This is a genomic window from Chromatium okenii (genome assembly GCF_016583745.1).
Classification (GTDB): Bacteria; Pseudomonadota; Gammaproteobacteria; order Chromatiales; family Chromatiaceae; genus Chromatium; species Chromatium okenii.
The window spans coordinates 169,579-182,965 of sequence record NZ_NRRQ01000001.1 but is presented as its reverse complement, the minus strand read 5'-3'; the positions used below and the strand labels follow the sequence as shown (position 1 = coordinate 182,965).

At 57.9% G+C, this 13,387-nt stretch carries 11 protein-coding genes and 1 pseudogene; 5 read left to right on the top strand and 7 right to left on the bottom strand.

Going from position 1 to position 13,387, the window contains the following annotated elements:
- Together CKO12_RS00775 and CKO12_RS00770 are read right to left on the bottom strand one after the other, a co-directional pair.
- On the bottom strand, positions 1-124 hold a 124-nt coding region (locus tag CKO12_RS00775), incomplete at its 3' end, for a MerR family DNA-binding transcriptional regulator (RefSeq protein WP_200152819.1).
- Between the two features lie 42 nt (positions 125-166).
- Positions 167-703, bottom strand: coding sequence for a serine/threonine-protein kinase (locus tag CKO12_RS00770; protein ID WP_200152818.1), 537 nt, complete (start codon positions 701-703; stop codon positions 167-169).
- A 152-nt stretch (positions 704-855) separates the two neighbouring features.
- Here CKO12_RS00770 and CKO12_RS00765 point away from each other — a divergent pair, with 152 nt between their 5' ends.
- Positions 856-1,014 (top strand): hypothetical protein, encoded by a 159-nt coding sequence (locus CKO12_RS00765; RefSeq protein ID WP_200152817.1) that lies wholly within the window; start codon positions 856-858, stop codon positions 1,012-1,014.
- On the opposite strand, the gene ppc is transcribed toward CKO12_RS00765, so the two are convergent.
- From ppc to CKO12_RS00740, 5 genes are all read right to left on the bottom strand, one after another.
- Positions 973-3,765, bottom strand: coding sequence for a phosphoenolpyruvate carboxylase (gene ppc / locus CKO12_RS00760; RefSeq protein WP_200152816.1), 2,793 nt, complete (start codon positions 3,763-3,765; stop codon positions 973-975). The two genes, CKO12_RS00765 and ppc, sit on opposite strands and share 42 nt — an antisense overlap.
- 14 nt (positions 3,766-3,779) lie before the next feature.
- Positions 3,780-6,632: a DUF349 domain-containing protein gene (locus tag CKO12_RS00755; protein ID WP_200152815.1), complete on the bottom strand. Its 2,853-nt coding sequence runs from the start codon at positions 6,630-6,632 to the stop codon at positions 3,780-3,782.
- 10 nt (positions 6,633-6,642) lie between these two features.
- Positions 6,643-7,281, bottom strand: a complete 639-nt coding sequence (locus CKO12_RS00750; protein WP_200152814.1) for an MBL fold metallo-hydrolase — start codon at positions 7,279-7,281, stop codon at positions 6,643-6,645.
- A gap of 18 nt (positions 7,282-7,299) precedes the next feature.
- Positions 7,300-7,536, bottom strand: coding sequence for an HP1242/YdcH family protein (locus CKO12_RS00745; protein WP_200152813.1), 237 nt, complete (start codon positions 7,534-7,536; stop codon positions 7,300-7,302).
- A gap of 126 nt (positions 7,537-7,662) precedes the next feature.
- Positions 7,663-9,063, bottom strand: coding sequence for a formylglycine-generating enzyme family protein (locus tag CKO12_RS00740; RefSeq protein WP_200152812.1), 1,401 nt, complete (start codon positions 9,061-9,063; stop codon positions 7,663-7,665).
- Between the two features lie 424 nt (positions 9,064-9,487).
- Between CKO12_RS00740 and nifE the strand changes: the two are divergent.
- The 4 genes and pseudogenes from nifE to CKO12_RS00725 form a co-directional block, all read left to right on the top strand.
- A pseudogene (nifE, locus tag CKO12_RS14800) lies at positions 9,488-10,840 on the top strand (nitrogenase iron-molybdenum cofactor biosynthesis protein NifE); the annotation flags it as partial.
- Between the two features lie 45 nt (positions 10,841-10,885).
- A complete protein-coding gene (gene nifN, locus CKO12_RS00735) occupies positions 10,886-12,292 on the top strand; it encodes a nitrogenase iron-molybdenum cofactor biosynthesis protein NifN (protein WP_420826822.1) in 1,407 nt (468 codons plus the stop codon).
- Between the two features lie 27 nt (positions 12,293-12,319).
- Entirely contained in the window at positions 12,320-12,802 is a 483-nt protein-coding gene (locus tag CKO12_RS00730) for a NifB/NifX family molybdenum-iron cluster-binding protein (protein WP_200152811.1), read from the top strand.
- Between the two features lie 106 nt (positions 12,803-12,908).
- Complete coding sequence (locus CKO12_RS00725) at positions 12,909-13,376, top strand: NifX-associated nitrogen fixation protein (RefSeq protein ID WP_200152810.1); 468 nt, start codon at positions 12,909-12,911, stop codon at positions 13,374-13,376.
- Positions 13,377-13,387: the final 11 nt, after the last annotated feature.

Genomic DNA, 13,387 nt, shown 5'->3' with positions numbered 1-13,387 from the left:
GTGTTCCACCTTGCGTTTTTCGCGTTGGGACTAATTCGCCCGACGCTTCCCATCGACGCAATGTATTTACACACGTTCCCAAAATTTTTGCCGCTTCACCTATCTTTACTAATTTCTTTTCCATAAGCATAGATTTTAGTAGATATGTATAGATTATTGCAAGCTGTTACTTACCCTGATGCTGCACCGCTAACCCAAAATCGCTGACCTTCGGCTGTCCGTCTCGACTCAGCAAAATGTTGGCAGGTTTGAGATCACGATGAATCACGCCTCGCGCATGGGCGTAAGCGATGCCGTCGCACACTTCCGCCAGCAAGCGCGTGAGCTGTTCTGCCGTCAGCCAACCGTCCGCCAGCATGTTGGTCAACGTTTGCCCCGGCACATATTCCATCACCAGCACCGGTGTCGCGCCCACCGTCAGTAATTCAAACACTTGCACCACGTTGGGATGTTGCAACCCAGCGGCGAGCTGCGCCTCCAACTGCAACCGCGCCACCCAATCCGCATCGGTACACAACTCCGGCAAGATCGTTTTGAGCGCCACCCGCCGTTCCAACGTCGTATCGGTGGCGAGAAAGACCTGTCCCATGCCGCCGGCTCCCAACTCGCACTCGACCTGATAACGCGGTTGCAAGCTGGCGCGTAAACGTTCCAAATTGAGCGGGTGCGGCGGTGTTTGAAGAATGGTTGATTCCAACTCCATGACAAAAACCTCTTAAATCAGGAATGAGTGATGCCAGTGAAAACGCAGGTGGTTTATTTAGTTGGCAGTTGTCAGTTGGCATGAACCAGCCACCGCGATGATTGCGGCGGCGTGAACGCTTTTATTCAGTAGCGGTTAATGTGTAGCGCGGCTTGTTAATCGGTGGGTGTCCGCGCCCCAGCCCAGAAGTGCTGCAAACGCGGATTGAAACGAGTGTGGATGTAATGCTCACGGCGCTGGCGCGGGATATTGCTCCGCCACCCGCCGCTTCAGCCGGTATTACGCATTCCTGCCGCAATCGCGTTAATTGAACGCAACAGCGGGTCTAGCCATTCCTCACGTTGTTCTTCTTCTGGCTCCGTGCGATAGCGGTTTAGCACCGCAATCTGGATATAACTCAGCGGATCAAGATAACGATTGCGCCGCGCCAGCGAATGACGCAACTCCGGCGTTTCCTCCATCAACCCATGCAGCCCCGCCACCTGCAACACCTGCGTCAGCGTCCGCTGATATTCCGCCGCAATCAGCTCATAAATCGCCATTGCCTGCTCACGATTGTCCGCCAACGTCACATATTCGCGGGCAATCCGCATTTCCGCCTTAAACAGCGACATCTGCGTATTCGACAGCAACGCCCGAAAATACGGCCATTCCTGATACATCCGCTGCAATTTCGCCAGCCGCTCCACGTCATTATTGCGATATTGCTCAATGGCATAGCCGATGCTGAACCACGCCGGCAGCGTGTGGCGCGATTGCCCCCAGCCAAACACCCACGGAATCGCCCGAATTGAACCCAGCGAACGATCCGTTTTATTGCGATGCGACGGGCGCGAACCGATGTTGAGCAGCGCAATTCCGTCCAGCGGCGTGCAATCGTAGAAATAATCCAACAGCCCCGGCGTCTCGCGGATCAGTTGGCGATACGCCACCTCACCGTCGTGCGCCAGCGCATCCATGATGCCCAGATAATCGTTGCGCTCCTCGCGGGGCGGCTCAATCAAACAGCGGCTCGCTTTGATTAAACCGCTGATTCCCAACGTCAATTCATAACGCGCCGTTTCCGGGTTGGCGTAGCGATACGACAAGACCTCGCCCTGCTCCGTGAACTTGATTTGCCCGTGTACGGTGTCCAGCGGCTGCGCCAAAATCGCCTCATGCGTCGGGCCACCGCCGCGCCCCACCGTGCCACCGCGTCCGTGAAACAACCGACACGCAATCCCGTATTCATCCGCCAGCGCGATCACGCTTTTTTGGGCACTAAATAAATGCCAGCCCGACGCGAGAATGCCGCCGTCTTTGCACGAATCCGAATATCCCAGCATCACTTCCTGCTGATTACCGGACGCAGTCAGCAGAGCGCGATAGGTCGGATGCGCAAATAAAGTGCCCATCACCTGCGCGATACGGCTCAGATCGTCGATGGTTTCAAACAGCGGCGAAACGTGCAGATGACAAAACCAGCCGTTTTGATCCTTGCCGACCAAACCCGCCAATCGCGCCAGCAACATCACCTCCAATACATGGCTGGCGCTGTGCGTCATCGAAATAACGTAGTGCCCGAACACCTGAGCGCCGATTTCCGCTCGCATCCGCGCCATCACCTCAAACACTTCCAGCGTTTCCCGCGTCGCCGCCGTCAACGTCGCCTTGTCGATCACAAACGGATGTGGATGCGCGATAGATTCCGCCAGCGCCAGCAGCCGCTGCTCTTCCGTAAAGGCTTGATAAAACGGTGCGCCAGCTTGCCGGGCGAATAATTCCGTCACCGCCTCAGTGTGGCGCTGGGATTCTTGGCGCAAATCGAGATGGACGAGATGAAAGCCGAAGGTTTCCGCCAGCCGAATCAACTCCTGCAACGGCCCGGCAGCGGCGCTGGCATCGCCGTGATGAATCAGCGAATCGCGGATGAGCGCCAAATCCGCCAGAAACTCCGCATCGCTGGCATAACCACGCGCCAACGCGATGGGGTCTTGGTGACGCAGCCGCGCCTGCACTCGCGCCAAATTCGCCTTGAGGCGATGACTGATCAGCGCCAGCTTGCGGCGATACGGCTCGTGCAGAAACCGCCGCCAACTTTGCCCCATCTCCGCCACCCAATAGCTTTCATCCGCATCCAAGCTATCCAGCAGCGCGGGCGACACCTGACATAACGCACTGGAATGACTCAACATCCGCCGTAATTTGCGCACCCGCTCCAGATATTCCTCCAGCACCAATTCGCTGTGCAGCCGCACCGCCAGCTCAGTCGTTTCTGGAGTCACAAAAGGATTGCCGTCGCGGTCGCCGCCAATCCACGAACCAAAGCGGATCAAACTCGGCACCCGAATGCCGTGCTGGGCACCGTAGGCACGGCGCACCGCCTTTTCCAAAAAGTGATAGACCTTGGGCACCGCGACAAACAGCGACTCACGGAAGAAATACAGCCCTTGCCGAATCTCATCGATCACCTGCGGCTTGTGAACCCGCACCTCGTCGGTTTTCCACAGGATTTGAATCTGCGTGAGCAGTTCCTGCAATTTCTCCTCGATTTCCTCGTCGTTGAGTTTCTGGCGGCGCAAATCCTGCCCAATCAGAAAAATTCGCCGAAACGTTTCGGAAATGGTGCGGCGTTTCGCTTCGGTCGGATGCGCAGTGAAAACTGGCAAATACAACAGGTTATCTAGCAACGTTTGCACTTGCGCCGCGCTCACGCCATCGGCTTGAAGCTGGCGCAGCGTGTCGTCAAACGAGCCAATCCACAGCCGTTCGCCATCAGCGATGCGATCCATCCGCACCAGATGCGCGTTGAGTTCCTCGGCGGTGTTGACCAGCCCGAAATAAATAGTGAAAGCGCGGATGACTTCGGACAGCGTTTGCGGATCAAAGCTATGGATGCGCGTCATCAATTTCTCGCGCAACAGCGGATCATCGCGCTCACGCAACTGCATGAATTCATCGCGCAATCGCTCCACAATTACCAACACCCGTTTGCGGCTGTGCTCACGCAGCACCTCGCCGAGCAGCGCGGTAAATAACTGAATATCGCGCTCCAGCGCCTGATCTTGGGGGATGTCATTCATCGAAACGGTGCCCGTCACAGCACCAACGCCAGACACACGCGCTCAAATCGCGCCGCCACCGCCGCATCTGCCGGAGCCGGCCCGCAGCGATACCACTCACGCAGTAACTCAGTCGCGCCTTGCAACGAATCTTCCTCACCGCCCACCATCCGCTCCGCCAAACGAGCGACCTGAAACTCCAGCCGCTGCTGCGCCCATTCCGGCGGTGATTCCACCCCGGCGAGAATCTCTAATTGCAAACACAGGTGCTGCCGCCGCGCCCCATTGACCGCAAACTGCTGGTGCAACACCGCCACCTGCTCCGGCTGCCCCACCGCCGCCAACGCTTGTGCAAACCGCGCCGCCAACGCTGCATCCGGTGCGTGCTCCGCCGTCAGCGCCAGCCATTGCTGCGCGGCCACTTCCGGCAGCACCGGCGCTGTCGCCACCCCCAGCACGCTGTGCTCCAACTGCTCACAGCAAGCAGCCTGTTGTCGCACCACCGCTACTGCGGCCTGTCGTTGCTGCATTTCCGCCGCCGCCAACCGCTGCGCCACCGCCTCACCAGCCTCGCGCCACTGCCGCGCCAGCGCCGTCGCCAAGTGCCGCGCCAACGGAAATTGCTGCGCCAGCCGCCACCGCTCTTCAAGCTCGCGCATCTGCGCCTTGATTTGCAGCGGCGAGAGCGTTGTCGCTGCCGCCAACGTCTGCGCCTCCGCACACAGCGCCTCGCGCACCGCCACCTGTTCCCGCACTTCATGCGCCACCGTGTGCGCCTGCGCCGACCGCCGTTCAAATACCGCATCACACGCCGTGCGGAACTGCTGCCACAGCCGGTTCTCAATCCGCTGATGCCCCGGCACAGTGGTATGCCACTCACGCTGCAACCGCTTCACCTGCTCCAGCGCCGTCTCCAAATCCGGCAGCGTCGCCAGCGCCAGCACCTGTTCCAATAACTGCTGTTTCTGCGCTTGATTCCGCTTGCGCTCGGCGTCCAAACGCCGATCAAGCTGGCGCAGCAACTGATAAAACCGCCGCTCCAGCGCCTTGTGATAGCGCCCCTCAGTCACGCCCAGCGCCGCCCACATCTGCCGCATTTCTCGTTCAGCGCGAAGGATTTTTTTCCACTCCACCCGCTCCCAATCGACCAAACTTAAAAACGTTTCCAACTGCTGACACACCTGCTCCCGTGCCAGCCGATTCGCCTCGCGCTCCACCGCCTGCGCCGCCATAAACGGACGACAACGGGCATAAACCGTTTCAGCGGCAGCATGAAATCGCTCCCACAGCGCCTGATTCGCCGGCGAGCCGCTTTGATCCACTTGTTTCCAATCGCTTTGCAACAGGTGCAACTGCTCCGCCAGCGCCGCCAACGGCAGCTCGGCGGTACACAACGCCTCCATGTCGGTGCATAACCCCTCGCGGTGCTGATCGACGCCCCAGCGCCGCCACTGTTGCAACTCGCGCAATTGCGGTGCGAGCAAGCGCAACCGCTGGGCGATGTCCGTCACCGCCGCCGCTGGCAATTCACTGGCAGACACCAGCGCCAGCCCCGCCTGCACGCTTTGATACAGCGGATCAGCTTTTTTCAGTTCACCCGCCGCCAGCCGCGTTTCCAATTCCGCCACTCGCGCCGGGAGCTGGCGCAAGCGTTGTTCCGCGTGGTGACGCTGCTGCGCCAGCCGCGCCTCCAAGCGCGTTACCAGCGCCATAAATTCCGTCGCCAACTCCGTCTCCGGCTGGTTGGCAGCGAGGGTGCGCCCCTGCGTCAACAGCGAGCGGGTGCGGCGATGTTCCAACGGTTTGCTGTCATCCAGCAGGCGCTGCGCCAGCCCCAGCGTCCGCTGCAAGCGTTCAGTCTGTCCGCGCTGCGCAATCAACTGCTGCGCGGCATCCAGCGCCGTTTGGTGCAGGGTTTGATAACGCTGCTCCAAATGACGCGCTGGCGCGGCAAGGGGCGGCAATGCCTGCCATACAGCAGCAAGTCGGGCGCATTCCGCTTGAATGGCTGCGGCATCTGATAACTGCACCGCTGCCGCCAATATCTCCAACAACGCTTGCCGTTCGGCGTGCGCGGCAGCGTGGATTTCCAGCGCGGCGACTTGATCTGCCTGCGCTTGGGCGTGCGCGGCGCTGCTGGTGAGGAAACGCTCGCGCTCGGCGTGATAACGGGTGTGTAAATCAGCGGGAGCTGGCGCGGGTAGCGCCGCCCATTGCTGATCTAAATGCGCCAGCAGCGCTTGATCCTGTTGACTGCTGCCGCTGCGACCGAGGCGGCTGGCGGCAGTGCATAACGCTTCACACTGCGCCCGCAGCAGCGCGGGCTGCGCCTCCTGTTCTGCCAGTTGTCGCAGCTTGTCGCGGGCGACGCGGTAAACGTGTTTGTCCTTTTTGCCAATCAGCCGCACCACTTGTTCCAACGCTTCGCGGGTGTCTAAGCGGGCAACGGCATCGCGGCGATGCGCGGCGACGGGATCGGCGACGGCGCAGTCAAGCAATACGGCGGGATCGCTGACCCGCGCTAATGCTGCCAGCCGCAGCGCCGGTTCAGCGGCGTTAATTGCGACAAAATCAAGCAAGGATTGCTCAGTGCTGGCGGTGAGCGCGGCGAGTTGGGCGGTGAAGGGGAGCGCGGGATTGCCGCTGCTGCACAGCAGTTCCCGATAACGGGCGGCGGTGGCGGCGCGGATGTCGGGCTGCGGATCGCTCGCCAGTTGGCGCAGCAGTGCCAGATTCACCATCTGGGCAATTGCGGCACAGCGGAGTGCCGGCTCCGTCGTGGGGTGACAGGCTTGCGCGGCGAGGGCGTCCTGAGTGGGGGCGGTGGCGGCGGGAGCAGCAGAAGGTGGTGCCGCTGGGCGTTGGTTCAGGAATCGCGCAAATAGCATGTCGCCTCCATCAGGAAGTGCTGATGATAAAGGGATTAGTCAGGCGCTCGTGGCCGATGGTGGAGGGAGCGCCGTGACCGGGAATAAAACGCATCTCGTCGCCTAATGGCAGGAGGCGTTGATGGATGGAAGCCAGCAAGTGGGCGTGATTGCCACGCGGTAAATCGGTGCGACCGATGGCACCGCGAAACAACACGTCGCCGACCTGCGCGAGTTGGGCGGCGTGATTGACGAAGACGACGTGTCCGGGCGTGTGTCCCGGACAGTGGAGTACGTCAAGCTGCTCGTCGCCAAAAGTGATGATCTCACCCGGCTGCACCCAGCGCGTGGGCATGAAATCCGCGACGGGGGGAAATCCAAACATCTGGCTTTGCACGGTGAGGGTTTGGAACAAGAAGGCGTCGTCGCAGTGCGGACCGGTGATCGGCAGTCCCCACGCGGTGGCAAGTGCCACGCTCGCGCCAACGTGATCGAGATGTCCGTGTGTGAGCAACAGGTGTTCGGGTTGCAGGTTGAGATCGGCGATCAGCGCGAGAATTCGCGCTGCCTCGCCACCGGGATCGATGATCGCTGCCCGGCGGGTGCGTTCACACCAGAACACTGTGCAGTTTTGCTGAAACGCGGTGACCGGCAGGATGTGGTGGTTCACGATGGGTGGCAGCAGGCACTAAGCGCGTAACAAGGCGTAAAGCACATCTTTGAGATGCAGCCGCTGTTTTTTCAGGTCTTCGATGGTTTCATCGGCGACCGGGGTGCCGAGTTCTTCAATATCGCGGATTCGCGCATCGAGGGCGTTGTACTCATCCATCAACCGCGCAAACTCGGCGTTATCAGAGCGCAGGGCGGCGATCTTGTTGTCTAAATCTGGGAATTCATGGCGCAGATCGTGCGATTCACCGAGCATGAGATGTCTCCTAAAAAATGAAAAATGACTGCCACCACCGGGCGTGTCAGTCAGCACTGAGGCGGGGCAAGGATATACCGGCGACGATAAAGCGAAAATAGCCGACACGCATCATTGTTTTCACCATTAACGCGCCCGTGCGACACGAAATCCAAGTGAATTCAGTTTGGTTTCCGCGCTGAAATGGGCGCGAACGTAGACGCGCATGGATGCTGAGGGTTTGTTAAACGCGCCCCCGCGTGCCACGCGCTCGCCACAGGTGTCATCGCGCCATGCCCGTCCATCCGTCGGCGCACCTTGATAATTGGGGTGATAACAGTCGGCGACCCATTCCATCGCGTTGCCGGCGGTGTCGTGCAGTCCAAACGGGTTGGCGGCAAAGCGTCCGACCGGCGCGGGTGAGCGCCGATCCCACGCGGTGCCGCAGTCAAAACAGACGGCGCGTTGCGGTTCTAACGTAAATCCCCACCAAAATGAGCTGGCGCTACCGGCGCGGGCAGCAAATTCCCATTCGGCTTCGCTGGGCAGGCGATATTGGCGTCCGGTTTCACGCGATAACCACTCGGTATAGGCCACCGCATCGGCCCAGCTCACGCCGACGACCGGTTGATTGCCGCGTCCCCAGCCGAAATCATCCGGCAGCGCCCGTCCGGTGACTTGGGCAAAGCGGTCATATTCCTGCACCGTGACCTCCTGAATGCCGATCAAAAACGGCGCGAGCTGCACCGCGTGTGCCGGACTGTAATCCTCACCGCCCATCCGATTGATGCCCATTTGCAAGGTGCCGCCGGGTAAGGCAGCGAGCGTGGGTGCCAAGCCGCCGCTGCGCAACCGATCCCGCTGCGTGGGCGGCGGCGATTGTGTGATGACGGGCGACGGGGCTGGCGCTGCTGCCGGTTCCGCTGCCGGTGCCGAGGTGGTGCGCGGCGGGGTGACGACGGGTGCGGGCGTGACCTGCGCGAGCACTGCTGCCGAGCTGCGCTGCCACGCGGTCAACAGCGGTTCTCGCCACCACCAGCCGGCACTGCCGAGTGCCGCCAGCACCGCGCTGATGCCAAACCATAGGCGGACGCGGCGTCCACTCAGCGCAGTGATTGCGGCACTCAGGAATTGGTTGGCGACCGACGGGGCGCGATTGGCGAGTTCACGGCGCATTCGCTCCACTTCTTCCCGCGCTGAGGTCAACGCCCGTTCTTTGCGTTCGATTTCCTGCTGCAAGCTGTCGAGCGTCACATTTTGATCTTCCAGCGCATCTTCCAGCCGCCGACATTCGTCAGTGATGTGATCGAGCGCCTGCGTTTTGACCTTCAGCGTTTGGTTAAGCACGGTCATTTCTTGCTGCAACGCGATTTGAGCGGCGACCGATGCCACCGACGTTGCGGTTTGACGACTGCGCTCGGCGATCTGGGCATTGAGCCGCTGCACTTCCGTTTCCGCCTCGCGGCGCATTTGCGCCAGCGTCTGGCGCAGCACAGCGGCTTCGGCATCGTTATCAAGCGGACGAGAAAGAGAGGATGCGTCTGTCATGGTGAAAACACTTCGCCGGTGGCAATTTTGAGTTGTCGGTGATCAGTTGTCAGTTGTCAGTAAAAAACAGCGTTGTTGCCGCCAACTGCCAACTGACAACGCAATCAATAGTTTATATCAGCCAGTGCGCCACTCCTAAAAACAGACACGCATTCATCATCACGCCCTCATCTATTCATTATCGTATCAATAGCGTTTTTTGGAATTAAGAAAGCATACCGTTGTATTCAATTGCCAACTGACCACGCCGCACGCGCAATGCGCAATTCAAATTCCCCGCCGCGCCCCATCCAGTCAGGTCAGCAGCGCAAATTGTCAGAAACCATACAGAGAAATCAAGCAATTTTAATAATAAAAACAATCACTAACCGCTTGGCATTGATCGTGCTTAACGCAAGGCAACATGACAGTATTGGACATTCCCATGAACCGCAAAGACCTCGCCACCCTGCTTGACGAACCGGCTTGCGCCCACAATCAAAAAGCCAAATCTGGCTGTTCCAAAGCGAAACCGGGCGCAACAGCGGGCGGCTGTACCTTTGATGGTGCCCAAATTGCCATGCTGCCAATTGGCGATGTTGCGCATATTGTGCATGGTTCAATTGCATGTGCGGGTAATTCTTGGGACAACCGGGGCACCAGATCAAGTGGCAATACGCTGTATAAAATCGGCATGACCACTGATTTAACTGAGCAAGATGTAATTATGGGGCGCAGTGAAAAACGCCTCTTTCATTCTATTAAACAAGCGATTGATAGTTATCAACCCGCCGCCGTATTTGTCTATAACACCTGCGTTCCGGCGCTGACCGGCGATGATTTAGAAGCGGTGTGTAAAGATGCGCAACAGCGGTGGCAGACGCCAGTTGTGCCGATTGATGCCGCTGGATTTTATGGAGCAAAAAACCTCGGTAGCCGTATTGCCGGGGAAGCAATGGTGAAATATGTTTGCGGCACCCGCGAACCTGATCCAATTCCGCCCGGCATTGAAAATGAACATTTCAAAGTTCACGACATTTGTTTAATTGGTGAATATAACATTGCCGGAGAATTATGGCGCGTGTTGCCATTATTCGATGAACTCGGTTTGCGCGTGTTATGTACGCTTTCTGGCGATGGACGCTTTCGTGAAGTGCAGACCATGCACCGCTCGGAAGTCAATATGATGGTGTGCTCGCGGGCGCTGGTCAATGTTGCGCGTAAATTGCAATCCGCGTATGGAACTCCTTGGTTTGAAGGCAGTTTTTATGGAGTGCGCGATGTATCAAACGCATTGCGTGAATTCGCTCGCATTATCGCTGACCCCGATTTAACTGCGCGGGTTGAAAGAGTGATTGCGCGTGAAGAAGCCAATGCAGAATTGATTTTGGCACCTTGGCGGCTGCGCTTGCAGGGCAAAAAAGTCTTGTTGTATACCGGCGGTGTGAAATCGTGGTCAGTGATTTCTGCATTACAAGATTTGGGCATGACGGTCGTTGCAACCGGCACCCGTAAATCCACTGAAGATGATAAAGCACGCATCCGTGAGTTAATGGGTGATGATGCGGTGATGTTGGAAGAAGGAAACCCGCGCACGTTGATTGATATGGTGAATGAACAAGGCGTTGATGTGCTGATTGCTGGTGGGCGCAATTTGTACACGGCATTAAAAGCGCGTATTCCATTTTTGGATATTAACCAAGAACGTGAGTTTGCGTATGCCGGTTATGAAGGCATGGAAGAACTCGCTAAACAGTTGTGCGTGACGATTGAAAGTCCTATCTGGGCGGCAGTGAAATCTTCTTTAGCCACTGCATTGGCTGCGAGCGCCACTCCGCCGTTAATAAAAACTCCAAGTCCTGTCATTATAAAACGCAAAAAAGCCTTATCGGTCAGCCCGCTCAAAGCAAGTTCGACCGTCGGCGCGGCGTTGGCATTTCTGGGTTTTAATCGCGCCATTCCGATGTTGCACGGAGCGCAAGGCTGTAGCGCCTTCGGTAAGATTTTGTTTGTACGGCATTTTCGGGAGCCGATCCCGCTGCAAACCACCGCCGTCGATCACGTCACCGCGATCATGGGAGGCGATGCGTTGGTTATTGAGGGCTTGAAAACGCTGTGCGAAAAGCATCAACCGGCGCTGATTGGCGTGCCGACCACCGGTTTAGTGGAAGCGCAGGGCGCGGATATTCATCTGGCTGTGCGCGAATTTCGCCAACGTTATCCGCAATTTAACGCCACTCCGGTCGTCGCCGTGTCTGCGCCCGATTTCAGCGGCGGGATGGAGTCCGGTTATGCCGCTGCGACCCGCGCCATCATTGAAATTTTAGTGCCGACCGCTGCCGCTGCGGGCACGCGCCCCGGACGGCGGCAGCGTCAAATCAATGTGTTAGCCGGGGCGCAGCTCACGCCGGGCGATCTCGAACATCTCAAGGAATTGATTGAATTATTTGGCCTGCGTCCGCTGGTGCTGCCGGATTTGTCCGACGCGCTCGACGGGCATTTGCCCGCCAGCGATTACAGCGCCTTGACGATTGGCGGCACCTTGGTCAGCGAATTGGCGACGGTCGGCGATGCGCTGGCGACGGTGGTGATTGGCGGCGCGATGAATGCAGCCGCCGATGCGCTGCATGAGCGCACCGGCGTTCCCGATCATCGCTTTGCGCATCTCATGGGCATCAGCGCGGTCGATGCGTTGATTGCGACCTTGGCCACGCTGGCAGCGGTGCCGGTGCCCGCCAAAATCGTGCGGCAACGGGAGCAATTGCAGGATGCGATGCTCGATAGCCATTTCATGCTCGGACAAGCGCGGCTGGCGCTGGCGGCCGAGCCGGATTTGTTGGTCGGTTTGACGCAGATGCTGGCGGGAGTCGGCGCGACGACGGTGGCGGCAGTCAGCCCGACCAACGCGCCAGCATTGGCGGCGGCGGTGTGCGAGCAGGTGCAAATCGGCGATCTGGAGGATTTAGAACTGACCGCCCGCGCCAATCGCGCCGACGTGTTAATCACCAATTCGCACGGCGTCCACACCGGCAAGCGGTTGGGGATTCCGCTGCTGCGGGCGGGCTTTCCGCAATACGACACGCTGGGCGGCTACACCCGCACTTGGATTGGTTACAGCGGCACTCGCGCCACGCTGTTTGAACTCGCCAACCTGCTGTTATCGCTCGAAAAAGGCGAAATTCATCCGTATCGCTCGGCGCTCAAACAATGGTCGGAGGCGGAGCGACACGTCGCTGCGCATTCCGCCTAACTCCTTGTTGCACAATAGGAAACTGTGATGACCGTGTCGCGCCACCTGAAAGTGTTGACCACTGTTGACGCCAAAACGCCGCTCACCATTCGCGTTGCTTTTGCGACCACCGACCGTAAACACGTCGATCAGCATTTTGGTACTGCGGAATCATTAGCAATTTATCGTCTTGATGCCAAAGAAGCGCATTTAGAAGAAGTCGTGCAATTCGGGCAAGTGGCTGAAGATGGCAATGAAAATAAATTGGCCGCCAAAATTGACGCATTAACGGGTTGTGTCGCGGTGTATTGCCAAGCAATTGGCGCGTCAGCGGTGAATCAATTGCGACCGCGTGGCATTCATGCGATTAAAGTTGATGCCGGCACTTCATTACCGCAAACCATTCGCGCCTTGCAAATTGAATTGCGCGATGGGCCGAGTGCATGGTTGAGCCGCGCCCTGCTCAGTCAGCAGCAAGAAGCGCATGATAATCGCTTTGATGCGATGGCTGCTGAAGGCTGGACTGAATAAGCAATCCCCACCTTTTTTGCAGAGCGCATCAAAGGTTTTTAACTCTTTCGGTGGCGTTGTTGGGGGATTTTAATGGCAACGAACCGACTTCAACGAGGTATTCAAAATGAGTGATGCGCCAGCCGCAGAAACGGAAGGATTGTTGAGTTCTCAATTCATCACTGAAATGGTGCGGCAGATGCGCGCCATTGATACCTATGGCAGAACGGATAAGTTATCAGCCAGTGTGATTTTGGAGCCATTCATTCTCACGACTGATAAAAAACGCGAGATTCCAATTATTGGCGATCCCGATGAATTGGTAGTCGCTCGCATGAAAGCGTTTTACAATGCTTTAGCAGTGATGATTGAAGCAGAATGCAACTTGATGGCTGTGCCTTTGGTGAGTTTAAACCACGAAGGATTTGGGCGCGTATTGATTACGGTCGGTAAATTAGTGGTGTTGGATCGCAGCGTCCGCGATGCGCATCGCTTTGGTTTTCCAAGTCTTTCTAAAATGAAAGATGAAGGCGACAAAATTTTATCAGTCGCTTTAGAACTCATTGGCACCCATTCCAAGGTTGCTGGGCTTTAATCAATTAGGAG